24 protein-coding genes and 1 tRNA gene are annotated in these 21,766 nt (G+C 59.5%); 14 read left to right on the top strand and 11 right to left on the bottom strand.

The window, feature by feature from the left end; all coding sequences use genetic code 11:
• Positions 1–121: 121 nt before the first annotated feature.
• From ACEK02_RS02420 to ACEK02_RS02405, 4 genes are all read left to right on the top strand, one after another.
• Complete coding sequence (locus ACEK02_RS02420) at positions 122–709, top strand: hypothetical protein (protein WP_371420208.1); 588 nt, start codon at positions 122–124, stop codon at positions 707–709.
• Between the two features lie 226 nt (positions 710–935).
• Positions 936–1,544 (top strand): hypothetical protein, encoded by a 609-nt coding sequence (locus tag ACEK02_RS02415; RefSeq protein WP_371420207.1) that lies wholly within the window; start codon positions 936–938, stop codon positions 1,542–1,544.
• 180 nt (positions 1,545–1,724) lie between these two features.
• Positions 1,725–1,928 (top strand): hypothetical protein, encoded by a 204-nt coding sequence (locus ACEK02_RS02410; RefSeq protein WP_371420206.1) that lies wholly within the window; start codon positions 1,725–1,727, stop codon positions 1,926–1,928.
• 105 nt (positions 1,929–2,033) lie between these two features.
• Positions 2,034–2,576 (top strand): methylated-DNA--[protein]-cysteine S-methyltransferase, encoded by a 543-nt coding sequence (locus ACEK02_RS02405; RefSeq protein ID WP_371420205.1) that lies wholly within the window; start codon positions 2,034–2,036, stop codon positions 2,574–2,576.
• Positions 2,577–2,654: 78 nt separating this feature from the next.
• Here the strand turns inward: ACEK02_RS02405 and ACEK02_RS02400 are convergent, their stop codons facing one another.
• From ACEK02_RS02400 to ACEK02_RS02380, 5 genes are all read right to left on the bottom strand, one after another.
• Positions 2,655–3,272, bottom strand: coding sequence for a glutathione S-transferase family protein (locus tag ACEK02_RS02400; RefSeq protein WP_371420204.1), 618 nt, complete (start codon positions 3,270–3,272; stop codon positions 2,655–2,657).
• 69 nt (positions 3,273–3,341) lie between these two features.
• Complete coding sequence (locus ACEK02_RS02395) at positions 3,342–4,184, bottom strand: fumarylacetoacetate hydrolase family protein (protein WP_371420203.1); 843 nt, start codon at positions 4,182–4,184, stop codon at positions 3,342–3,344.
• A gap of 74 nt (positions 4,185–4,258) precedes the next feature.
• Positions 4,259–5,125: an MBL fold metallo-hydrolase gene (locus ACEK02_RS02390; RefSeq protein ID WP_371420202.1), complete on the bottom strand. Its 867-nt coding sequence runs from the start codon at positions 5,123–5,125 to the stop codon at positions 4,259–4,261.
• A gap of 164 nt (positions 5,126–5,289) precedes the next feature.
• On the bottom strand, positions 5,290–6,072 hold the full coding sequence (locus ACEK02_RS02385; RefSeq protein WP_371420201.1) for an SDR family oxidoreductase: 783 nt from the start codon (positions 6,070–6,072) through the stop codon (positions 5,290–5,292).
• An 89-nt stretch (positions 6,073–6,161) separates the two neighbouring features.
• On the bottom strand, positions 6,162–6,677 hold the full coding sequence (locus ACEK02_RS02380; protein ID WP_371420217.1) for a CvpA family protein: 516 nt from the start codon (positions 6,675–6,677) through the stop codon (positions 6,162–6,164).
• Between the two features lie 111 nt (positions 6,678–6,788).
• On the opposite strand from ACEK02_RS02380, the gene ACEK02_RS02375 reads away from it, so the two are divergent.
• Both ACEK02_RS02375 and ACEK02_RS02370 read left to right on the top strand, forming a co-directional pair.
• Positions 6,789–7,550: an SDR family oxidoreductase gene (locus ACEK02_RS02375; protein ID WP_371420200.1), complete on the top strand. Its 762-nt coding sequence runs from the start codon at positions 6,789–6,791 to the stop codon at positions 7,548–7,550.
• 284 nt (positions 7,551–7,834) lie between these two features.
• A tRNA-Met gene (locus ACEK02_RS02370) sits at positions 7,835–7,911 on the top strand.
• 178 nt (positions 7,912–8,089) lie between these two features.
• Here ACEK02_RS02370 and ACEK02_RS02365 read toward each other — a convergent pair.
• Positions 8,090–9,679 (bottom strand): CHAD domain-containing protein, encoded by a 1,590-nt coding sequence (locus ACEK02_RS02365; RefSeq protein ID WP_371420199.1) that lies wholly within the window; start codon positions 9,677–9,679, stop codon positions 8,090–8,092.
• Between the two features lie 619 nt (positions 9,680–10,298).
• Entirely contained in the window at positions 10,299–11,210 is a 912-nt protein-coding gene (locus ACEK02_RS02360) for a DUF2189 domain-containing protein (protein ID WP_371420198.1), read from the bottom strand.
• 592 nt (positions 11,211–11,802) lie between these two features.
• Between ACEK02_RS02360 and ACEK02_RS02355 the strand changes: the two genes are divergently transcribed.
• The 8 genes from ACEK02_RS02355 to ACEK02_RS02320 all read left to right on the top strand — a co-directional run bounded on the left by ACEK02_RS02355 (position 11,803) and on the right by ACEK02_RS02320 (position 17,422).
• On the top strand, positions 11,803–12,636 hold the full coding sequence (locus ACEK02_RS02355; protein ID WP_371420216.1) for a cytochrome c oxidase subunit II: 834 nt from the start codon (positions 11,803–11,805) through the stop codon (positions 12,634–12,636).
• 80 nt (positions 12,637–12,716) lie between these two features.
• Positions 12,717–14,492, top strand: coding sequence for a cbb3-type cytochrome c oxidase subunit I (locus ACEK02_RS02350; protein ID WP_371420197.1), 1,776 nt, complete (start codon positions 12,717–12,719; stop codon positions 14,490–14,492).
• Complete coding sequence (locus tag ACEK02_RS02345) at positions 14,489–15,199, top strand: cytochrome c oxidase subunit 3 (RefSeq protein WP_371420196.1); 711 nt, start codon at positions 14,489–14,491, stop codon at positions 15,197–15,199. The genes ACEK02_RS02350 and ACEK02_RS02345 overlap by 4 nt, the downstream gene beginning before the upstream one ends.
• A gap of 16 nt (positions 15,200–15,215) precedes the next feature.
• On the top strand, positions 15,216–15,938 hold the full coding sequence (locus ACEK02_RS02340) for a heme-copper oxidase subunit III family protein (protein ID WP_371420195.1): 723 nt from the start codon (positions 15,216–15,218) through the stop codon (positions 15,936–15,938).
• 9 nt (positions 15,939–15,947) lie between these two features.
• A complete protein-coding gene (locus ACEK02_RS02335; RefSeq protein ID WP_371420194.1) occupies positions 15,948–16,331 on the top strand; it encodes a cytochrome C oxidase subunit IV family protein in 384 nt (127 codons plus the stop codon).
• 36 nt (positions 16,332–16,367) lie between these two features.
• Positions 16,368–16,661 carry a GYD domain-containing protein gene (locus ACEK02_RS02330; protein ID WP_371420193.1) on the top strand — a complete coding sequence of 98 codons (294 nt, stop codon included), beginning with the start codon at positions 16,368–16,370 and terminating at the stop codon, positions 16,659–16,661.
• Between the two features lie 110 nt (positions 16,662–16,771).
• Positions 16,772–17,179, top strand: coding sequence for a cytochrome c family protein (locus ACEK02_RS02325; RefSeq protein ID WP_371420215.1), 408 nt, complete (start codon positions 16,772–16,774; stop codon positions 17,177–17,179).
• A 39-nt stretch (positions 17,180–17,218) separates the two neighbouring features.
• A complete protein-coding gene (locus tag ACEK02_RS02320) occupies positions 17,219–17,422 on the top strand; it encodes a hypothetical protein (protein WP_371420192.1) in 204 nt (67 codons plus the stop codon).
• 92 nt (positions 17,423–17,514) lie between these two features.
• Here the strand turns inward: ACEK02_RS02320 and ACEK02_RS02315 are convergent, their stop codons facing one another.
• The 4 genes from ACEK02_RS02315 to ACEK02_RS02300 all read right to left on the bottom strand — a co-directional run bounded on the left by ACEK02_RS02315 (position 17,515) and on the right by ACEK02_RS02300 (position 21,677).
• Positions 17,515–18,279, bottom strand: coding sequence for a slipin family protein (locus ACEK02_RS02315; RefSeq protein WP_371420191.1), 765 nt, complete (start codon positions 18,277–18,279; stop codon positions 17,515–17,517).
• An 8-nt stretch (positions 18,280–18,287) separates the two neighbouring features.
• The gene (locus ACEK02_RS02310; protein WP_371420190.1) at positions 18,288–19,673 is read right to left on the bottom strand and encodes a nodulation protein NfeD; all 1,386 of its coding nucleotides are present in this window, start codon (positions 19,671–19,673) and stop codon (positions 18,288–18,290) included.
• A gap of 503 nt (positions 19,674–20,176) precedes the next feature.
• On the bottom strand, positions 20,177–20,953 hold the full coding sequence (locus ACEK02_RS02305) for an SDR family oxidoreductase (RefSeq protein ID WP_371420189.1): 777 nt from the start codon (positions 20,951–20,953) through the stop codon (positions 20,177–20,179).
• A gap of 25 nt (positions 20,954–20,978) precedes the next feature.
• Entirely contained in the window at positions 20,979–21,677 is a 699-nt protein-coding gene (locus ACEK02_RS02300) for a GntR family transcriptional regulator (protein WP_371420188.1), read from the bottom strand.
• Positions 21,678–21,766 lie beyond the last annotated feature (89 nt).

Raw genomic sequence — 21,766 nt, 5'->3', positions numbered from 1 at the left:
TCTCAACACAAAACGCCGCTTCCCTCCCGGGAGGCGGCGTTTTGCGTTTGGGTGCTCTCTGAACTGCATCTCCAATACGACTGATCCGTCTGGAAAATATTACCGCTATCGCTGAACGATCTTGTCGATCGAGCGACTTACCGAGGACACCTACCAACAGGACCTCGGCATGTATCTGACCTTTCGTTACGCTATCGCTCTGACATTCACCGCGACGGCCCTTTGCGTCTCGTTGCCCGCCAGTGAGGTTGCCCTCGCGCAGGCGTCCAGGCAGCAGGCACCCGCTGCGAAGCAGTTGGCGCTGACTGAAAAGCAGATCGTGGCGCTACTGGCGGCCCAGAAAGATCTCGATGGATTCGTTGCCGCTGCCGGATCGAACGCTGCGGTTCTCGCGCAGGTCAACGACGTCGCGAAGAAACACGGCTTCGCAGACTATGGCGACTACACGATCGTGCTCGACAATATCGGTCTCGTCATGGCGGGAATCGATCCGGCGACGAAGACCTATGTAGGTCCCGCTGCCGTGATCAAGCAGAAGATTGCCGCCGTTCAGGCGGACAAGAGCCTGTCGGCAGAAGACAAAAAGGAAGCCTTGGAGGAACTCAATGCCCGGATGGCATCGCCGCTGCCGGCGGTCGAGAACAAGGGCAATATCGACCTCGCCATCAAGCATTACGACAAGCTCGCCGTGGCGCTGAAAGACGAATGACCCGGCGCGGAACGCCGCGGGCTGAAGGGTCCGTGCATTTTCGCCGCTGCCATGTGTCGAGCCTGACGGACGGTTGGTTTCGCCGGCGCCAGGCCCAATCGGGCGTTGCGATCATTCAGCCACGATTCACCTGCAGCATTCCACCCTCTGCCAACCGGGCTCGTTGAACCGGACCCGTTCCGCGATCGACATTCGCCGGTCGCACCAATTTGCCGAGGAGATTTTCATGCGTTCTATCCTTCGCCCAGCCGTCGCTGCTCTGGCTATCGCAGGCCTTGCGGCGATTCCCGTTACCGGCGCCGCATATGCGCAGGCGCAGAAACAGCCCGCCGCGAAACAGACGCCACCCACGCCCGCACCCACTGCAGCCCCCGCGCAAAATGCGCCGGCGCCAAAGCAGATTGCGCTGACGGACAAGCAGATCGAGCAGGTACTGGCCGCGCAGAAGGATCTCGATGCGGTCACCGCCAAGCTGCCGCAGCAGGCGCCCGACAAACCCGATCCCAAGGTGATCGCGCAGCTCGATGACGTCGCCAAGAAAAACGGCTTCGCGAATTACGGCGACTACAACGACGTCGTCGAAAATATCATGCTGGTGCTGGGCGGCTTCGATCCGCAGACCAAGCAATATGTCGGCCCCGAAGCAGTGTTCAAGAAGCAGATCGCGGCCGTGCAGGCCGACAAGAAGATGCCGGCCAAGGACAAGCAGGCCGCGCTCGCCGATCTCAATGCTGCGCTCAAATCGCCTCCGCCCGCGATCGAGAACAAGGGTAATATCGATCTGGTCGGCAAATATTACGACAAGCTCGCTGCAGCGATGCAGGACGACGAGTAAGTCCGCCATTGCCATCGCGTGGCCTGGATTTCCGAAGATCGGGGCCGCCGGCGCGGCTCCGATTGTCGTTGGAAGAGCCGGACCAGAGCTACGAAATAACGCCTTGGCGTCCCCTGAATTGTTGTCTAAGCCCTCGTTATTCCGGCTTTCACGAGCCTTTCACTGACGCGGGAGACCGACATGTCGAATCCGAAAGAAGTTCCGGCCCTCCCGCTGAAGGGCTACAGCCTGTTGGACTTCCAGCCTGATCCGACCGTGGTCGGCATCTCCTTCGACACCGAGGCGGGTGTCTTCATGTTCGTGGCCACCAAGGAAATCCTCGACATGCTCGGCCAGGCCTTCATCCACAAGGCGGCCGCCATGCCGTCACGCGAGCAGAGCTGAGACAAAGCTGTTTGCCACTCCGGAATCGGGTGGCGAATGGCTGAAGATCGTCGCACACTCCGGACCTCACCACATCGGATGCTGATGCGATCGATGGAGGCTCATATGACCGACGTTCAGTTCACTCTCTTCGACACCGCCCTCGGCCGTTGCGGCATCGCATGGGCCGATCGCGGCATCGTTGCCGTGCAATTGCCGCAGCCGGACGAAAAACAGACCCGCGTGCGCATCAAGCAGCGCCACGCGGATATCGTCGAAGCCGCACCGCCGCCGGCGGTGCAGGCAGCCATCGACGGTATCGTCGAACTGATGACCGGCACGCCGGTCGATCTTCTCGATATCGATCTCGATCTCACCGACGTCCCCGAATTCAATCGCAACGTCTATGCGATTGCCCGACAGATCCCGCCGGGCGCGACGCTGACTTATGGCGATATCGCCAAGAAGCTCGGCGGCGTCGAACTGTCACGCAATGTCGGGCAGGCGATGGGGCAAAATCCGTGTCCGGTGATCGTGCCGTGTCATCGGGTGCTGGCGGCCGGCGGCAAGCCGGGCGGATTTTCGGCCAATGGCGGCGTCGAGACCAAGCTCAAGATGCTCGCCATCGAGGGCGCGTATGTGAATCACACGCCCTCGCTGTTCGATTAGGCCTGCCGCAAGATTGCCGCAGCCGCTGCAATATCGCCGCAAGTTCGGTGCTGGATTTCCTCATCCAGCATTCTCGCTCTAACCCTTTGGCGGAACGGAGATCTTGATCGATTCCCGCTGCAGCATCCTGTCGTGGAAGGCGTCGAGTTTCGGAAACGCCTTGTGCCATCCGCAATCCGGGAAGCGGAAGTCGGCATAACCGAGCACGCAGACGAGCGCGATCTGCGCCGCATCCATCGGACGCGTCAGAATGTCGGGATGATTCTCGAAACGCGTGAGGCCCTCCCAGGCGCGATCCCACTGATCATCATACCAGGCCTGCCACAGCAGCTCCTTGGGACGCACGCCGACCTCGTAGCGGCACAGCAGCATCGCATCCGTCATGCCCTGCAGCATCGCATGCTCGCTCTTCACCTTCCAGCGCGCCGGACCCGAGGCCGGGATTAGCTTGCCGCCGCCGGCGAGCTCGTCGAGATATTCGGTGATGACATAGGAATCGACGATGACATTGCCGTCGTCGAGGATCAGTGCCGGCAACTTCCTGACCGGGCTGATGTCGTGCGAATAGGCCTCATTCTTCTGCGTCGGTGCGACCGAAGCCGCCACCAGTTCGATCTTGTCGATCAGTCCGAGTTCGATCGCCGCGATGCGCACCTTGCGTGCGAAAGGCGAGCCCGGAGAAAAAGTCAACTTCATGATTAGTATCTTTCATAGATTGAAAAAGCGCGGACACGCCTCTGCATGTCCGCGCGAAATGAAGGGCGCTTAAGCCGCAATCACTTTCTGCTTCTGCTCGCCGAGCTTCTCGATGCCGAGCGTCATGACATCGCCGACTTCGAGGAATTTCGGCGGTTTCATGCCGAGGCCGACGCCGGGCGGCGTGCCCGTGGTGATGATGTCGCCGGGCATCAGCGTCATCATGCCGGACAGATACGAGACGATCTGCGGCACATTGAAGATCATGGTCGCAGTCGAGCCGGTCTGGCAGCGCTTGCCGTTGACGTCGAGATACATGCTGAGTTTGTGCACGTCGCCGACTTCGTCTGGTGTCACCAGCCACGGGCCGAGTGGGCCGAAGGTGTCATGGGACTTGCCCTTGGTCCATTGGCCGCCGCGCTCGATCTGGAAGAAGCGCTCGGACACGTCGTTGCAGACGCTGTAGCCGGCGACATGCTTCAGCGCATCGGCTTCGGTCACGTATTTTGCCTTCGTGCCGATGACGATGGCGAGTTCGACCTCCCAGTCGAGCTTGGTCGAGCCGCGGGGCTTTTCGACATCGTCATTGGGGCCGCACAGGCTGTTGAGGGCCTTCATGAAGACGATGGGCTCCGATGGAATCGGCATGTTCGATTCAGCGGCGTGATCGGCATAGTTCAGGCCGATGGCAATGAATTTCGGCTTGCCGCCGACGGGCGAGCCGATGCGCGGCGAGCCGCCTACCGCAGGCAGCGATGTAGGGTCGAGCGCGGCGAGCTTGGCAAGATTGGCGGGTGCGAACGCATCGTCAGCCAGATCCTTGATCTGCCCGGAGAGGTCGCGCAGCTTGCCGTCCTTGTCGATCAGTCCCGGCTTTTCGCTGCCGAACGCGCCGTATCTTACGAGCTTCATTGTCGTCTCCCTTGGGGCTTGTCTGAAAGGTTGTGGAACAGGGCGCGGGGAAATTCAACCGCGCGACTGAGAGGTCAGGGCCGCAAAAACTGGTGCTGCAGCGCGGAAAATCTGAAGGCGTCACCCTTGCGCGCGATGCGCCCGGCGCCGAAGTGACCGCCGATCACCAGCGTCGGCGTATCGGCGAAGCGCGAGAACAATGCACGCCGCGATACGGCGGCTTGCAGCGGATCTGCATCCGCCGTGGACGACCACTCAAGATGCGCCATCTGCACCGGATGATGCGCGGCATCGCCCGTGAGCAACGCTTCCTCGCCTGCGGATGTGATGTGTACGCTCATATGGCCGGGGCTGTGACCGGGTGTCGGAATGAGCGTGATCTCGTCCGAGAGTTGCGCGTCGCTGGCGACGAGATCGGCCAGTCCGGCATCCACGATCGGCTTCACGGAATCGTTGAACACCGCGAGATGCGACGCTGTATCGCTATGCGTCTTCCAGTAATCATATTCCTGCCGGCCGAACACATAGCGTGCGTTCGCGAATGTCGGCACCCATCGGCCATCAACCAGTTTCGTATTCCAGCCGACATGATCGACATGCAGATGCGTGCACAGCACCGTGTCGATACTCTCTGGTGCGAAGCCAGCCGCCGTCATGTTCTCGAGAAAAGGCGTGTGCAGGTTATTCCAGGTCGGGACCGAACGGCCCTGCTTGTCGTTGCCCAGACAGGTATCGACCACGATCCTTTGCGTCGGCGTTTCCAAGACCAGTGCATGGATCGACATTTTCAGCCGGCCTTCCGGAGTTGCAAATTCCGGCATCAGCCATGGCAGCGCATGGACTTCATCGGGGCCGACCTGTGGGAGAATGAAGCGTGTGCCGCCGATCGTTTCGCTTTCGATGATCTGCGTGATCCTGACCTTGCCGACCGTCCATTGCATCAGGCGTTCGCTCCATTGTTCTTTTTGGGCTGGAAAGATGCGGGTTTCCGGCGTTGCGTGCAATGGATCATCTTGCGGCTCTGCGCTCCGTCCGGATGGAACATAAAGAAGAGGCGACCGGCCAGAAGCCGATCGCCTTTTTTACGTTTCGAGATATCGCCGATTTACATCGTGCCGGGGAAAGCACCGCCGTCGAGGACGATGTTCTGGCCGGTGATGAAGCCGGACTTCGCGCTGCACAGCCAGGCGCAGGCCTGACCGAATTCATCGGCATCGCCAAAACGGCCAGCGGGGTTTTCCGCGGCGCGCTTGGCCAGGATTTCGTCGACCGACAGGCCGGTCGCCTTGACCTGACCGGCGGCAACGCCCTTCAGGCGATCGGTGTTGAACGGGCCAGGCAGCAGGCCGTTGATGGTGACATTCGCCCGCACTGTCTTGCGCGACAGGCCGGCGATGAAGCCGGTGAGGCCGCTGCGCGCGCCGTTGGACAGGCCGAGCACATCGATCGGCGCCTTTACGGCGGCTGAGGTGATGTTGACGATACGGCCGAACTTGCGCTCCATCATGCCGTCTACCGTCGCCTTGATCAGCTCGATCGGCGTCAGCATGTTGGCGTCGATGGCCTTGATCCAGTCGTCGCGGGTCCAGTTGCGGAAGTCGCCGGGCGGCGGGCCGCCGGCATTGTTGACGAGGATGTCAATCTGGCCGGCTGCCTTCAGCGCGGCTTCACGACCTTCTACGGTCGTGATGTCGCCGACAACCTCGGTGACCTCAATGTCCGGATAGGCCTTGCGGATATCGGCAGCGGCTGCTGCCAGCACGTCGCCGCCGCGTGCAGTCATCGTGACATGCACGCCTTCTGCGGCCAGCGCTTCGGCGCAGCCACGGCCGAGCCCCTTGCTGGATGCGCAGACAAGCGCGCGACGGCCTTTGATTCCAAGATCCACGATATCACTCCTGACGTTGTCGAGATGGCGAAGAGAAGAAGATGTGGCCAGTCTAGCCGCTCCGGCGCGGCCTGATAAGGGCGCCGATGTCAGAGCCGGTGCGCGCGTTTCCATTGCTCGATGGTGGCGGTCACGTCCGGCGGCAGCGATTTGACGCCCTTCTGCCCGGCCAGCGACAACAGCGGGCGCAAATGCGAGCCGGTCATATAGGCCGGCTGCATATTGGCAGGGATCAACTGATCGAAGACCAGTACCAGCGTCACCGCTATCAGGCCGACCCGGATGGCGCCGAGCAAAGCGCCGCCAAGACTGTCACCGATGCCGATCTCATGGCCGATCATGTCGTTGATGGCCATGCGTAACAGCGAGCCCAGCACGATGCCGGACACCAGAAAGATCGCGAAGAACAGCAGTGAGTTCTGCGTGGTCGGAGCGGCGGCGTTGCCGGACAGTTGCGGCGCGATCAGCCCGGTGATCCAGACGGCCATCGGCATCGCGATCAGATAGCCCAGGATGGTGACCGCACTGCGCAACAACCCGGCGCGAAAGCCGATGACCATGGCGACGATCAGGCCGACATAAACGACGACATCGAAACTGTTCATCGTGTCCTCGTCCATTGCAGGCAATTCCGCGTCAAAGAAATTGGTGGAGCGCGGCGGTTTGCGATCGCGGCAAGGCCGGGTATCACTAGGGCAAAATCAAAGGGAAATGCCATGTCCGGGATATTCGACGTCAGTAAAGAAATCATCCTCATCACGGGGGCCTCGCAGGGCCTCGGGCGGCAATTCGCGCGCGTTCTGGCCGCCCATGGCGCGGCCGTGGCGCTGGCGGCGCGGCAGACCGACAAGCTGAAGAGCCTGCAGGACGAGATCACCGGCAAGGGTGGCCGCGCCGTCGCCGTGCAGATGGACGTCACCGACACCGCGTCGATCGGCCAGGCGTTCGATGCCGCCGAAGCGGCGCTCGGGCCGATCAGCGTGCTCATCAACAATGCCGGCATCGCCGTCGAGAAACTCGCGGTCGACCAGACCGAAGCCGATTGGGATTCGGTCATCGGCGCCAATCTCAAGGGCGCCTATTTCGCAGCGACCGAAATCGCGCGGCGGATGATTGCCCGGAAGCAGGAGGGCAATATCGTCAACATCGCCTCGGTGCTGGGTTTCGGCGTCACCAAATTCGTCTCGCCCTATACCATCTCCAAGGCCGGCATCGTGCAGGCCACCAAGGCGCTGGCGCTGGAACTCGCCGGCAACCGGATTCGCGTCAATGCGATCGCGCCGGGCTATATCGACACGGATATGAACCACAAATTCTGGGAAACCCCGGCGGGCGAGAAGCTCGCCAAGCGAATCCCGCAGCGCCGGGTCGGCCACGAGACCGATCTGGACGGTGCGATCCTGCTGCTGGCCTCGCAGGCGTCGCGCTACATGACCGGCAGCACGGTGACCGTGGATGGTGGCTTCCTGCTGAATTAAGCCGCTACAGCACCAGTTTGGGCCTTGGAAGGTGGTTCTGGACAATGCGGCCCGTATCCGGCCGCATTGTACCGAGGCACGGCAGATCGCCATTTTCCCGCACCGTCATAAAAGCGCAAAAAGATCGTCTCTGCCCCTTTCCAAAGCAGGCCGGCATTGGTACATACCCCTCGCACCGAGGGCTTTGCCCCGGTTGCCTTCTCAGGAAGCCTCCGGACTGGGATCGATCGACGCCTTGGCGTTGGCCGACTTCGTTTCGTTCTCCGGTTTTCCGAAAGGTTTGGCGCGGGGTGGAGCAGCCCGGTAGCTCGTCAGGCTCATAACCTGAAGGTCATAGGTTCAAATCCTATCCCCGCAACCAAACATCTGAAACGATTTCAATGATTTAGCCCGCTTCGAGCGGGCTTTTTCATGTGCGGACGGTTATTGTACGGACCCCTTCCTGATTTCTGCACGAGGCCCGCTTCTGCAGGCGGGCCTTGCAATGTTCGGGCATTCTGCCGCGCGTCACACGCGCCAGTCACAGCAAACGACGAGCTTTACCGGCCCCAGAACGACGGCGTCGCCTTGAACCGCCGCCATCTCTTACGCAGCGTTTTCGCTACCGCAATCTGGTCGCGCGCCTGCCAGCCGGTGACTGTGCCGATGGCGAGATGAAGCGCGGTCTCATCATCCTGCCTGATGGAGCCGAGCAATGAGCGGCTGCTTGCGATGTCACATGCGCGTCCCAGACTGTTCTGGAGTCTGGCGAGCCGTGCCACGTAGCGCTTGACGGGCGCATGGGTCGCGTAAAGTGACAAGAAGAATTCCGCCGCATAGCGCAGCTTCTTGAGACCAATCCTGAGATCGTGCTGCGCATCGGCGTCGAGATGTCTGAAATGCGCGCCACGCTTCAGCGCCTTCCGGTGTAGTCGCGCTAAAATCCTGTCGGCAAGCGTCAGCATTGGCTGCGGCAGGACAGCCAGCGCGTCGCTGTCGATCTCGTTGCGCCAGCCACGGCGCTCGACCCAGTGCCCGAGCGAGAGCAGAAAGCGATTGCAGCGCGGATCGGTCAGAACCACCTGCAGGGCGCCGCAGCTCGACTTGCGCCGCCGTTCGACCGCTTCGCGTAAGCCGCCGAGATCGACTTCCGGTGTCGTTGTTACCAAGCGAGGGAGAAGGGTGGTCGCGAAAACATCCCAATCGCGGGTCTGGCCGAGCTGTCGCATCAGCCATCTCGCTTCGCTGTTGATCGCTTCAAACGACGGCGATGGGATCTCCCGCTGGAACAGCGCACAGATTGTGCGCAGACGGCGCAAAGCGATGCGCATCTGATGCACGCCTTCGGGGTCGGATCCTTCCTTCGCCACTGCGTAGTTATCGAGAAGATGATGCCAGCAGGCACCCACCAGGAGCGCAATGACATCATCAACCGCGTGCTCGGCCGTGATGCTGACAGGTTTGGCTTTCGTCGCCGGCTGCGCGACGTCGAACGCCAGCGCGTAGCCGCGTTCCGCCTTGCTCCGTGTGCCGATCTGCAGCGGTGCGGCGTCGAGCAATTGAGTTCCGAGATCAAACAGCACGCCGGTATTGCCGCGCTTCAATTCAAGCTCGATCTCGGACAGAATTTCCTGGCGCGTACCCGCCTCGATGGTCCCCTCGTCGAACACGATTTCAACTAACGCATCAGGTAGATTGAGCTGTCGTGCATGACGTCGAACGTTTGTCGCAAATACTCGCGCCAGCGTGTCGGGGGCAAGCGTCATCACCGGATCGCCGATCTCGGCGATGGGCAGCCGCGTAAGATCAGGGGTCATGCTGTCAACCGGCGTTTCCCATTGTCGTCGCGCCAACGGTCGCGTGGCGTCGGGGAGAAGCTTCAGCGTTTGAATGAAATGCTTGCCGCTGCGTCGCACGCGCAACGACATGCCGCTTTGAAACAGCGCCCGTTCCGGTGTGTCGTAATAAACCGTTTCCAGCCGGCGGATCACTCCGCGATTGCGCGCGTACTGTACGATGACGGGCATCTCGCGCAGTTTCTCGAGGATGCCTTGCGGCACCAGCAGCTTAAGTTCGATTTCCGTCTGCTCACCAGGTCGCACGGCGATCGCCGCGACGGAATGGGGCGCGATTGGCTGCGGGGCGTTCAACGGTCGCTCCATCGGAAAAGAGTATGAATATCTTATGACAATGAAGAGGCGCATCCAAGTTGGCGCTGGGGATGGCCCTGCAAATTACAATGGCAACGCTGGACCGCCCACTCGCAGCCTTCTGTCGTCCTATGGTGTGATGGCACAGGAGAATGGGGGCTGAGGGGGAGATGGGAGGAGCGGGACTCGGCGCTGCTCCGATGATGCGAATGCCCACATTCATCGAAACCAAAGGCGGTCTCAGCTGGTCGCCTTAACTTGCTTTCTGTTCGGCAATTTGATCGGGATATGTGGCGCGCGGCTGCTTACGACCAGACATGATCCATTATCGGAAGCGTGACTTAAGAGTGTCTCCAGCACCAGAAAGAACTTTTCGGCAAGCATGGCACTAACCTCGCTGGCGAATTGATCTCTGTCATAGTAGTTGCGACTAATCGCTAGAGATTCAATCACTCATACTGCGTTGCAGCAATCAAATTCGCGCGCGGGAGTATCGCAAGCGAGGCAACGACATTCGCCCAGTTTACCTCGTCAGAACCTCATCGTCGGGGCCGCATCCGAATAATCAAAACTGCAGCCATATGGTCGCGAACGTGTGCCCCCGGTCTTTGGTCTCGACCTACGGCTTATCACGGCCCCACGGGAGGAGAGAGACTGGAAAATCGGCCGCGTAGCGCCGTCCTTTCGGCGGACGGGGAGGGTCTTGCCGAGGATTCGGGTCTGGTTCGAGCACCTTGCGATAAAGATGCCAGGTGGCATGACCGAGTAGGGGCAGAACGACGGCGAGACCGACGAATAACGGCAGCGAACCGGCCACCAGCAGCGCGGCAACAATCAGGCCCCATGCCGCCATCGTCACGGGATTTTTCATGACGACTCGCAGCGAGGTCTGAACTGCATCGGTCACATTGGCATGTCGGTCGAGCATCAGCGGAAACGCCACGACGCTCACGCATAGGGCTATGATAGCGAACAATAGTCCGACGCCGCAGCCCTGGACGATCAATTGGTGTCCTTCTGTCGTTGTGAAGATGCGCGATGCGAAATCGGGAATGCTGGCCGCGGGAGCATTACCGAACTTGGAGACGTAAATCGCATTCGCAGTGGTCACCCAGACCACGAACAGAATGAGCAGGAGCGTACCGAGGCCAAGCATGGCCCCAAAGGACGGCGAGCGCAGCACGTCGATCGCATGCCACGCGGACGCCTCTTCGCCACGTTCGCGGCGGCGGCTGAGTTCATAGAGACCGAGGGCCGCAAAAGGACCAATCAATGCAAAGCCGGCGGCCAGCGGGAAAAGCAGTGGTAACACCGAATAGCCAAGGGTCATCCTGGCGAGCACAAGCCCGAGAACAGGATAGATGACGCACAGAATAATGGCGTGACTCGGAACCGCCTTGAAATCCTCCCAGCCCAGCCGCAACGCGTCATGCAGATCGGACAATCCGATCTTCCGAATGACGGGCGCGGCGACGCTATCGGAAGCGCCAGGTGCTGTCTGCGAGATCTTGTCAGAATACGGAGTAGCCATGGTCACGATCTCCCATGCGTTCGCACCGGCGAAATCGGGTCATTCTCAAATGACGGGTATTCGCCTTCGTGCGCAGAAATCGCGACTGGTTCTGGAAGACGGCCAAGTTCAACGAAGAGAGCTTTGCCGAGCAAAACCTGTCGCAACCTGTACAGCAAGTTTAGCGCAATCCGGAAAGAATAGCACGCACTGTTCGGTGAAATTTTCTTTGTAAAGTTTGTGTTTCACCGCGTGGCTGATGGCAATTGACGCATCCCTTTGTTCGGCGTGCCGACACGGCGTCGTGTATTGCGATGCGATATGGGAATGCGCGTGCCGTTGCTCGACGGTTCTGTCGTGATGCTATCGTCGTCGTGAGGAATGAGCCGGTCTATTGACAATCAAGCCTGCCGGGGAACATCCTATGGTGGCAAGTGCCCGTAGTTCGACGACACCAGCGATCGCAATTTTTCGAATTCGATGTTGCGACCGGTTAGAGGGCAAAGCGGCCAGCATTGTGATGGCGAGCTCGAGATCAGCCATCGGTGCAGACATGAACTGAGCCCTATTCTAAGTCTTGTCCGTAGCCTCTAGAGGCAAGGATGAACAAGGGATGGCTGTAGCATTCATATTGCTGTTGGTCGCGATCGCTTCCGTGCTGTTTCATCTCCTGAGCCCGTGGTGGTGGACGCCGATCGCGTCGAACTGGAGTTACATCGACGACACGATCACCATGACGTTCTGGATCACCGGAGCGGTCTTCTTCGCAATCGTCGCGTTTGTCGCCTATTGCATCTTCCGCTTCCATCACAAGGAAGGAAGACAAGCGGCGTACGAGCCCGAAAACAAGAAGCTTGAATGGTGGCTCACCGTCGGGACCGCGGTCGGTGTAGGAGCGATGTTGGCCCCCGGTTTGTTTGTCTGGCATCAGTTCGTGACGGTGCCGGCGGATGCGACAGAGATCGAGGTCATGGGTCAGCAGTGGCGCTGGAGTTACCGGCTGCCCGGCAAAGACGGTCGGCTTGGTACGACCGATGCCCGCAACGTCAGCGCCGAGAATCCATTAGGCTTGAATCCGAACGATCCTAACGGTCAGGACGACGTCGTGATCGAGAACGATGATCTGCATCTCCCGATCGGGAAGCCAGTCAAGGTATTGCTCCGCTCAATCGACGTCCTGCACGATTTCTATGTGCCTGAGTTCCGGGCAAAGATGGACATGGTGCCGGGCTCAGTCACCTATTTCTGGTTCACTCCCACGCGCACGGGAACATTCGAGGTTCTCTGCGCGGAATTGTGCGGCGTCGCGCACGCGCAAATGCGGAGCAACGTCATCGTCCAGGAGGAGAGCGAGTATCATGCGTGGCTGGAGAAGCAGCAGACATTCGCAACGTTATCTGGTCAGCGCAATCTCATGAGAGCGACTTACAAGACAGGTGGCAAATAACAAGAATGGCGCGGGGCCGTTGCACGTCGTGACGCTCATGCTTCGCGATGATCAGAGAATAAGTCCGGGAGGACATTTTAATGGTTGATGTCCCGTCTGACGTACTCGCAGGAATCCCGTTGGCTGAAGTGGGTGAGGTCGATCTCTACCACCCGAGAAGCTGGTGGACCCGATACGTATTCTCGCAAGATGCCAAGGTCATCGCGGTCCAGTATGCGATCACGGCGATGGCTGTCGGCATGGTCGCTCTGGTGCTGTCGTGGCTGATGCGGCTGCAACTCGGTTTCCCCGGAACGTTTTCGTTTATCGATCCAAGTCAGTATCTCCAGTTCATCACCATGCATGGTATGATCATGGTGATCTATCTTCTCACGGCGCTGTTTCTCGGAGGCTTCGGAAATTATCTCATTCCGCTGATGGTCGGCGCTCGCGACATGGTCTTTCCGTACGCGAACATGCTGAGTTACTGGATTTACCTGCTTGCCGTGCTGGTACTGGTTTCGACCTTCTTTGTGCCGGGCGGCCCAACAGGCGCGGGATGGACGCTGTATCCGCCACAGGCCATTCTTTCCGGAAGCCCCGGGCAGGAAGCAGGCATCATCCTGATGCTGGTATCGCTGATCCTGTTCATTATCGGCTTCACCATGGGTGGCCTGAATTACGTCGTGACGGTGCTCCAGGGACGCACGCGTGGGATGACGCTGATGCGATTGCCTCTGACGGTATGGGGCATTTTCACCGCGACCGTGATGGCATTGCTCGCATTTCCAGCCTTGTTCGTCGCCTCGGTGATGATGCTATTCGATCGACTTCTTGGCACCAGCTTCTTCATGCCAATGCTCGTGGAGATGGGACAGCAGACCAAGTACGGCGGTGGCAGTCCATTGCTGTTCCAGCACCTGTTCTGGTTTTTCGGCCATCCCGAAGTCTATATCGTCGCGTTGCCTGCTTTCGGCATTGTCTCTGACCTCATCAGCACTCATGCGCGAAAGAACATTTTCGGCTATCGCATGATGGTGTGGGCCATTGTCGGTATCGGAGCGATGAGCTTCGTGGTTTGGGCGCACCACATGTATGTCAGCGGGATGAATCCGAAGTTTGGCTTTTTCTTTGCGACAACGACTCTCATCATCGCGATTCCCACGGCGATCAAGGTTTACAACTGGATCCTGACCCTGTGGCGCGGCAATATTCACCTCACGATTCCGATGCTATTCGCGCTCGCATTCATCGTCACCTTTGTCAACGGTGGCCTGACCGGCCTATTCCTCGGCAACGTGGTCGTGGACGTTCCGTTGTCCGACACCATGTTCGTGGTCGCCCACTTCCATATGGTCATGGGTGTTGCGCCGATCTTGGTCGTGTTTGGCGCAATCTATCACTGGTATCCGAAAGTGACGGGACGGATGTTGAACGAGGCGCTGGGGCGATTCCATTTCTGGGTCACGTTCCTCGGGGCTTACGCGATCTTCTTCCCCATGCACTATCTCGGGCTGCTGGGTATGCCGCGCCGCTATCACGACATCGGCGAGACGGCGTTCGTGCCGGCCTCGGCTCATGACCTGAATGCGTTCATGAGTATCGCTGCGCTTATCGTCGGCTTTGCCCAGCTCGTCTTCGTGTTCAACATGGTCCGGAGCCTGTTCAAGGGCAAGGAGGCTGGCGGCAATCCATGGAACGCGACCACGCTTGAATGGCAAACGCCGCAGACGCCGCCCGCGCATGGCAACTGGGGCAAGGAACTCCCGATCGTCTATCGCTGGGCTTATGACTATAGCGTGCCCGGCGCTGCACGGGATTTCATCCCCCAGAATGAACCACCGGCCCGCTTGACGCCGAAGGGAGCGCATCCATGACGGCCATTGTCCTGTTCATGGCTGGAATAGCGGCCGTTGCGGGATGGTGGCTTTCGCAGCAGCGCCTCGCGGCCAAACCCTGGCTGGAGGAGGGCGTGATCGGTGAGTTTGCCGGAGGCGGCGCGTTGCCGTTGCCGGCGGCGAAAATTGGACTGGGTGTTTTTCTCGCGGTCGTGGGCTCGTTATTCGCGCTCTTCATCAGCGCTTACTCCATGCGCATGGCATTGATCGATTGGCGATCGCTGCCGGTGCCGAAGCTGCTGTGGTTCAATACCGGCGTTCTGATCGTGAGCAGCGCTGCGCTGCAATGGGCCCAGGTTTCGGCACGCCGCGATGACAGCGATAACGTGCTCCTCGGCCTGCTTGCAGGAGGTGTCTCGGCTGTTGTTTTCGTGATCGGCCAGTTGCTGGCGTGGCAGCAGCTCAACGCCGCAGGCTATTTTCTGACGGCCAATCCGGCCAATGCCTTCTTCTATCTCATTACCGCAGTTCACGGGTTGCATGTGCTCGGCGGCCTCGCAGCGCTGGGCAAAACCAGCGCCAGGGCGTGGCGTGGTGTCGAGATTCCGCGACTGCGCCTGAGCCTGAGCGTGGAGCTGTGCGCGATGTACTGGCACTTCCTGCTCCTGGTCTGGTTGATCCTGTTTGCGTTGCTGACGGGTTGGGCGGACGATCTCGCCACGATCTGCCGTCAGTTGCTGACCTAGGGAAGGCGTCGATGCCATGGCAGAGACCGTACTGACGAACGTCGAAAAACGCCGAATACCGACTGCAGGCTGGCGAGGCATTGCCGCCGACTGGTCCTCGGATCAGCGAGCGTTCAAGAATGTCTCGTGGGGAAAGGCCATGATGTGGATCTTTCTCCTCAGCGATACTTTCATCTTCGGTTGCTTCCTGCTGTCGTACATGACGGCGCGCATGTCCACGACGGTGCCCTGGCCGAATCCCAGCGAAGTCTTCGCTCTCACGATTGCAGGACGGCAGATCCCGCTCATTCTGATCGCCATCATGACCTTCGTGCTCATCAGCAGCAGCGGGACCATGGCCATGGCTGTCAATTTCGGCTACCGCCACGATCGCCGCAAAACGGCGATACTAATGCTGGTGACCGCCGCGTTCGGTGCGACATTTGTCGGAATGCAGGCTTTCGAGTGGACCAAGCTGATCATGGAGGGGGTGAGGCCCTGGGGAAACCCGTGGGGCGCGGCGCAATTCGGCTCCTGCTTTTTCATGATCACTGGATTCCACGGCACGCATGTCACGATTGGCGTGATTTTCCTGATCATCATTGCGCGAAAGGTCTGGCGTGGGGATTTCGAGATTGAACGCCGGGGGTTTTTCACAAGCAGGAAGGGGAATTATGAGATCGTCGAGATTACGGGCCTGTACTGGCACTTCGTCGATCTCGTGTGGGTATTCATCTTTGCCTTCTTCTATCTTTGGTGAGGGACGAACATGGCTGAAGTCACGCTAGATGCCACACATCCTGCAGCGCCAGCGGCACATGCGCCGGCCGCGTTGCATGCCGAGGGACATCAGCACCCGATCAAGCTTTATCTGGTGGTCTGGGGATGGCTGTTTGTCTTGAGTACATGCTCTTACCTCGTCGACTACTTCAATCTGCAGGGACATCTGAGGTGGTCCCTGATAGTGCTGTTCATGGTGCTGAAGGCGGGCTTGATTGTCGCGTTCTTCATGCACATGGCATGGGAACGTCTGGCTCTGGCCTATGCCATTCTGCTCCCGCCGTTGCTGTTGCTGGTTTTTGTCGGGATCATGGTGTTTGAGTCGGACTACACGCTGTTGAGCCGGGTCATATTCTTCAAGGCGGGGGTGTAAAGATCGGCGGGGGCCTCACACGCAAGGAGGACTGCTATGACGACATATATCATGCTTGCAACCTGGACCGATCAAGGTGTGCAACACGTAAAAGATTCGCCGCGTCGTCTCGATCTGGCGAAGAAAGCTCTCAAGGATATGGACGGAGAGTTCAAGTCGTTTTTCCTGACCATGGGCGACTATGATATCGTTGCGGTTTACGAAGCGCCGGATGATGCCATCGCCGCACGATTCAACTTGCAGCTGGGTATGCTGGGAAACATTCGAACGCACACGTTGAAAGCGTTTCCCGAGGCGGCCTACCGGGAGATCATCAGGTCGCTGGACTAATTGCGAACCGCGTGTTCGCGAGGAGCCGCGCGGTGGTCAGCGGTGGTCAAATAACGTGCCCCTCTATCCGTGTTGCTAGCCTTCTGAGTTGCCAGACATGGAGTGGTCGTATGCGAATTTTCGCTTTCGTGCTCGGAGCGGGCATTCTGTCAACCGTTCCTGCATTCGCGCAGGACGCGGCATCGGGAGAGAAAATATTCACCCAATGCAGGGCATGTCACCAAATCGGGGAGAGCGCCAAGAATGCAGTCGGGCCCGAGCTCAACGGGCTTTTCGGGCGTAAGGCCGGGACGGTTCCGGGTTACAGCTATTCGCCTGCAAACAAGAATTCCGGGATCACCTGGGACGAAGCAACCTTCCGCGAATATATCAAGGATCCGAAGGCCAAGGTCCCCGGCACCAAAATGACGTTTCCGGGGCTCAAGGTTCCGAAGCAGATTGACGATGTTGTCGCTTATCTCAAACAGTTCGACGCGACGGGAAAGAAGGCGGAGACGACGCCCGCTGGAGGAAAGTAGGCTGGGGCACAATTGCAGTGAAGACGAGGTGGTGTGCAGATGCAATTTACCGTTGGGTTCAAGTTAAAGGGCAAGGCGGGCCATGTCGTCGTGGACGCTGAGGACGCGCTTGTCGCCGCTCTGAAGGTCAAGGCGGAACTCCCGGACGCGATCACGATGTATGTGCGCCCACAAAACCGGCGCGGCGACGCACGTCACCCGTCACATGTGCCTGCCGACGAGGGCGCCGAGGATACTCATTGAAGATCGGTCGGGAGTGTCGAGCAAGCCGATGCTTGTCACGGCTTCTTCCGTCCGTGACAAGCTGAAGCGGGTGCCGGATCACAACGTGACAGTCACGGTGCTCCGGTTGGTTGCTGTGTTAGATGGCTGAGCAGATCCATCGGTAGCGGAAAGACGACGGTCGAGGATCGCTCGCCTGCAATGTCGTGCAGCGCCGCGAAATAGCGTAGCTGCATCGCCTGCGGTTCCCGGGCGAGTATTCGTCCTGCCTCGACGAGTTTCTCGGCAGCTTGTTGTTCACCCATCGCGTTGATCACCTTCGCGCGTCGCAGTCGCTCCGCTTCGGCCTGTTTAGCTATGGCGCGCACCATGGTTTCATTGAGATCGATATCCTTGATCTCAATGGTGGTCACCTTGATTCCCCAGGCGTCGGTTTGCTGATCGAGGATCTCCTGGATGTCGGTATTGAGTTTGTCTCGTTCCGCCAACATTTCATCCAGTTCGTGTTTTCCGAGCACCGAGCGCAGCGTCGTCTGCGCCAGCTGGCTGGTTGCGGTCATGAAATTTCCGACCTTGATGATCGCTCGCTCGGGATCGATGATGCGGTAATAGAGAACGGCATTCACCTTGACCGAGACATTGTCGCGCGAAATCACGTCTTGTGGCGGCACTTCCTGTACCATCACTCTGAGATCGGCCTTCACCATCTGTTGCACGACCGGAACGAGCAGGATGAGACCCGGACCTTTCACGCCAGTGAAACGGCCAAGCGTAAACACGACACCACGCTCATATTCCCGCAGGATGCGAATAGCTGACGAGAGAAACATGATCACGATGATCACGAACAGAAGATAGGTCGCATATTCCAACATCATCGCACACCTCACTCTCCGGCGTTCGGTTTCGGGCGGCGGCGCACCACCAGCGTCAGGTCCGTGATGCTGTCCACCTCGGCTGTCTCACCGGGCGTGAAGGCTTCCGCGCCCCGGGCTTGCCAGCGCTCACCCTGCATGAAGACATGGCCTTTGCCGTCGGACCAGTCGATGACCTCGGCGGGCAGGCCGTGCATGGCCCGCCGGCCAACCCGTGCAGGATTTGTGCGGGCACGTCGAAGCGCGCCTAGGACGAAGAGAAACAGGCCGATGAACATGGTCGCTGTGATGCCGATGACCATCCATGACAGCCGGTATCCAGGAGCTTCGACTTTGAACAGCATAACTGCTCCGAATACGAAGGCGATGACACCGCCGAGGCCGAGAACCACGGTCGGGTTGAAAGCCTCGATTGTCAGAAGCGCGATTCCCAGCAGCATCAACCCAAGGCCAGTGTAGTTGATCGGCAGCAGATTGAGAGCGTAGAGGCCTAGCAACAGGCAGATCGTGCCGATCACGCCCGGCGCGACGGCGCCAGGGGATGTGAATTCAAAAATCAGGCCGTAGATGCCGACCAGCAGAAGAATGAAGGCGACGTTGGGGGTGATAATAATCGACAGAAATTGCGAAATCCATCCGGGATCGATCGTCTCGATTGTTGCGTCCCTCGTCGCCAGACGCCGGGTCTCGCCACCGGCAATTTCCACGACGCGACCATCGACTTGCCGGAGCAGTTCAACCGGGCTGCGTGCGATGAGGTCGATAACCTTCGCTTGCAAGGCTGCACCGGCGGAAAGGCTGGCTGCTTCGCGGACGGCCTGCTCGGCCCAATCGGCATTACGCCCGCGCAATTCGGCAAGGCTGCGAATCAAAGCGACGGCGTCGTTCGTCACCTTCGCTGTCATTGCATCCTTTGGCTCCGTCTGGGGGGCGTCTTTCTTGTCCTTGCCGTCCTTGTCAGGGAGTCTGCCCGGCAGACCCGGCACCGGATTGCCCATCTGTACCGGCGTTGCGGCGCCGAGATTGGTGCCCGGCGCCATTCCTGCGATGTGCGTTGCGTAGAGGATATAGGTGCCGGCGCTCGCGGCATGGGCACCGGACGGAGCCACGTAACCAATGACGGGAACAGGAGATGCCAGTACGTCGGCGATGATCTCGCGCATGCTAGTGACGAGACCGCCCGGTGTATTCAGGCGCAGAATAACAGCCTCGGCGCGTCGTTCGTTTGCTTTGGCGAGAGCGTCTTTCACATAACCGGCGGTCGCCGGTCCGATCGCTCCGTCGATGGCGATCGTCAGCACAAACTTGTCGTTCCCCTCTGCCGAGGCAGAAATGGGGAAGACTATCAGCGCGACAGTCACAATTGCCGCAACAAGAGTAGCCTGTACGGTCTGCACAGCCTGGACTCCCTTATCAGGACGATATGGGGATATCCCTGCAGAATCTCAATACGATTGGGGTTGGCGGTCCGTCGCCGTTGCCGAAGCGACTATAAATGTGACGCAAGACGAGCAGTGCCTTTTGATATTATATAACAATTTCAATGGTATAAATTTCCAATTGTCGTGGGCCGCCGAGGAAACGTGGGATTCTTCGAGGAATTGCTATTGGAGACATAGATGGCAACGGCTTGGCTACTGTTGAAGTCGAAGCCGGCCTGCAGTGTTCGTGGTCGCTTATATGCTTTGGGATTGTCGGCGGAGAACCGCAGATGAGCCCGCTGTTGCTTCAATCGATGCAAGTCGAAGGACGCTATATCGTTTCGGAGCTGGTGAGTCCGAAGCTCTTATGCGCAAGGGGGCAGGGCCTGGCAGTCAGGTAGTTTGTCGCGAAGCATGGGCGACTCCGGACCTTAAAGAGGCAGTTCAAGTTGCTTTCCGGCGGCGCGAGTCGTCGTTGGCTAACCCAACATCTGGGTATCGCCGCAGATGGAAATGGCTTGTCCAGAGATCGTGCGACCACGCGGGCTGGCCAGTAGCAGGATCTGGTCTGCTATCTGGTCCGGCGTGACGTAGTCCTTGATGGACGTGTAGGAGAAGGCGGTCTTCTCCATCTCTGCGAACGAAATCCCGCGCTGCTGGGCCTTGGCTTCCAACACGCGCCTTTGGCGATCGCCGGCGACTAGGCCGGGCAGGATCGCATTGACACGGATCTTGTCCGGCCCGAGCTCAATGGAGAGCGATTTCGTGAAGCCGATGACGCCCCACTTTGCCGCAGCATAAGGCGAGCGCATGGCGAAGCCCACGCGACCAGCCGCAGAAGACAAGTTGACGATGGAGGCGTTGGTACTTTGCCGTAGCAGCGGAACGGCCAGACGCGTGCAATTGAACTGTCCAGTGAGGCAGATGTTGAGGCAACGATCCCAGTCATCGGGGTGCATCTCCTCGACTTTCGCAGTCGGGCCTGCGATGCCGGCATTGTTGACCAGGACATCGAGGCCACCGAGTTTGGCCGCCGCCTCGTCGAACAGTTTTTGAACGGACGCCCGGTCAGCGACGTCGCAATGGGTCTGTGTGATGGCGGGATCGCTTGCTGCGAGCGCCGACAGGGCAGCCTGATCCACATCGCAGACATGAACGCGCGCGCCTTCGCCGGCAAAGGCGCGTGCGATGGCGAGGCCAATTCCGTTGGCCCCGGCGGTAACGATGACCCGCAAACCCTTGATGTTGAGATCCATGATGGCTCCAGAGACCCTGTGAGAACTAGGCGGTGAGGCCGCCGCGCGAGAGGATGAAGTTGGCTGCGCTGGTGATGTCGGCGGCGATCGCCGTCTTGGCGGCATCTGCATCACCAGTCTCGATGGCCTTGCGGGCGTCGGCGTGAAAGCGGATCGCTTCGCCCTTCGCCAGACGATCGGGATTGCCGCGCAAATCGAGATTGATGACGGGGCCCGCCTTCAGCCAGAGCGCACGGATGATCTCGACCAGGATCGGCGATTGCGCGGCCTCGTAGACGGCAAAGTGAAACGTCTTGTTGAGTTCGACGGCGCGCGGCAAATCGGGCGTCCTCACTTCGCTTTCTGCGCGCATGGCCGCTTCGGCGGTAGCGATGGACGCGAGGTTTCTGTCGCTACGTAGGCGCGCCGCCTCCGCTGCGGCATGACCCTCGATGGCGATCCGAACCTTGGTGAGGTCGCGAAACTGCGTTGCCGACATCACGGGCACGCGCACGGTGCGGTTCGCTGCGACTTCCAGCGCCTTGTCGGCGACGAGGCGGGACACCGCTTCGCGCACCGGCATGATGGAGACGCCAAGCACTTCGGCGGCCGTACGTAGCGACAGTTTTTCACCCGGCGCGAGCCGTCCCGAGATGAGCAGATCCGCCAGTTGCGCATAAGCGCGCGCGCCAAGCGTCTGGCGGTCGAGCGGCTCCACGAGGGTCAGCGCAGTCGGGAGGTTCAACGCGATCTCCGGGCATCGTCGCGAAATTGCAGGGAGGGACTCGACAAAGCCCCCGTCTTTTGCAAGTCTAACTGTGATCACAGATCACG

It is taken from the genome of Tardiphaga sp., assembly GCF_041424195.1.
Taxonomy (GTDB): domain Bacteria; phylum Pseudomonadota; class Alphaproteobacteria; order Rhizobiales; family Xanthobacteraceae; genus Tardiphaga.
Note: the sequence above shows the minus strand (reverse complement) of the source record. Positions and strands in the feature narration are given on the sequence as shown.

Coding starts and splice junctions, on each gene's coding strand:
- ACEK02_RS02415 (WP_371420207.1), top strand. CDS start 936: ATGCGTTCTATCCTTCGCCCAGCCGTCGCTGCTCTGGCTATCGCAGGC.
- ACEK02_RS02410 (WP_371420206.1), top strand. CDS start 1,725: ATGTCGAATCCGAAAGAAGTTCCGGCCCTCCCGCTGAAGGGCTACAGC.
- ACEK02_RS02405 (WP_371420205.1), top strand. CDS start 2,034: ATGACCGACGTTCAGTTCACTCTCTTCGACACCGCCCTCGGCCGTTGC.
- ACEK02_RS02400 (WP_371420204.1), bottom strand. CDS start 3,272: ATGAAGTTGACTTTTTCTCCGGGCTCGCCTTTCGCACGCAAGGTGCGC.
- ACEK02_RS02395 (WP_371420203.1), bottom strand. CDS start 4,184: ATGAAGCTCGTAAGATACGGCGCGTTCGGCAGCGAAAAGCCGGGACTG.
- ACEK02_RS02390 (WP_371420202.1), bottom strand. CDS start 5,125: ATGCAATGGACGGTCGGCAAGGTCAGGATCACGCAGATCATCGAAAGC.
- ACEK02_RS02380 (WP_371420217.1), bottom strand. CDS start 6,677: ATGAACAGTTTCGATGTCGTCGTTTATGTCGGCCTGATCGTCGCCATG.
- ACEK02_RS02375 (WP_371420200.1), top strand. CDS start 6,789: ATGTCCGGGATATTCGACGTCAGTAAAGAAATCATCCTCATCACGGGG.
- ACEK02_RS02360 (WP_371420198.1), bottom strand. CDS start 11,210: ATGGCTACTCCGTATTCTGACAAGATCTCGCAGACAGCACCTGGCGCT.
- ACEK02_RS02355 (WP_371420216.1), top strand. CDS start 11,803: ATGGCTGTAGCATTCATATTGCTGTTGGTCGCGATCGCTTCCGTGCTG.
- ACEK02_RS02350 (WP_371420197.1), top strand. CDS start 12,717: ATGGTTGATGTCCCGTCTGACGTACTCGCAGGAATCCCGTTGGCTGAA.
- ACEK02_RS02345 (WP_371420196.1), top strand. CDS start 14,489: ATGACGGCCATTGTCCTGTTCATGGCTGGAATAGCGGCCGTTGCGGGA.
- ACEK02_RS02340 (WP_371420195.1), top strand. CDS start 15,216: ATGGCAGAGACCGTACTGACGAACGTCGAAAAACGCCGAATACCGACT.
- ACEK02_RS02335 (WP_371420194.1), top strand. CDS start 15,948: ATGGCTGAAGTCACGCTAGATGCCACACATCCTGCAGCGCCAGCGGCA.
- ACEK02_RS02330 (WP_371420193.1), top strand. CDS start 16,368: ATGACGACATATATCATGCTTGCAACCTGGACCGATCAAGGTGTGCAA.
- ACEK02_RS02325 (WP_371420215.1), top strand. CDS start 16,772: ATGCGAATTTTCGCTTTCGTGCTCGGAGCGGGCATTCTGTCAACCGTT.
- ACEK02_RS02320 (WP_371420192.1), top strand. CDS start 17,219: ATGCAATTTACCGTTGGGTTCAAGTTAAAGGGCAAGGCGGGCCATGTC.
- ACEK02_RS02315 (WP_371420191.1), bottom strand. CDS start 18,279: ATGATGTTGGAATATGCGACCTATCTTCTGTTCGTGATCATCGTGATC.
- ACEK02_RS02305 (WP_371420189.1), bottom strand. CDS start 20,953: ATGGATCTCAACATCAAGGGTTTGCGGGTCATCGTTACCGCCGGGGCC.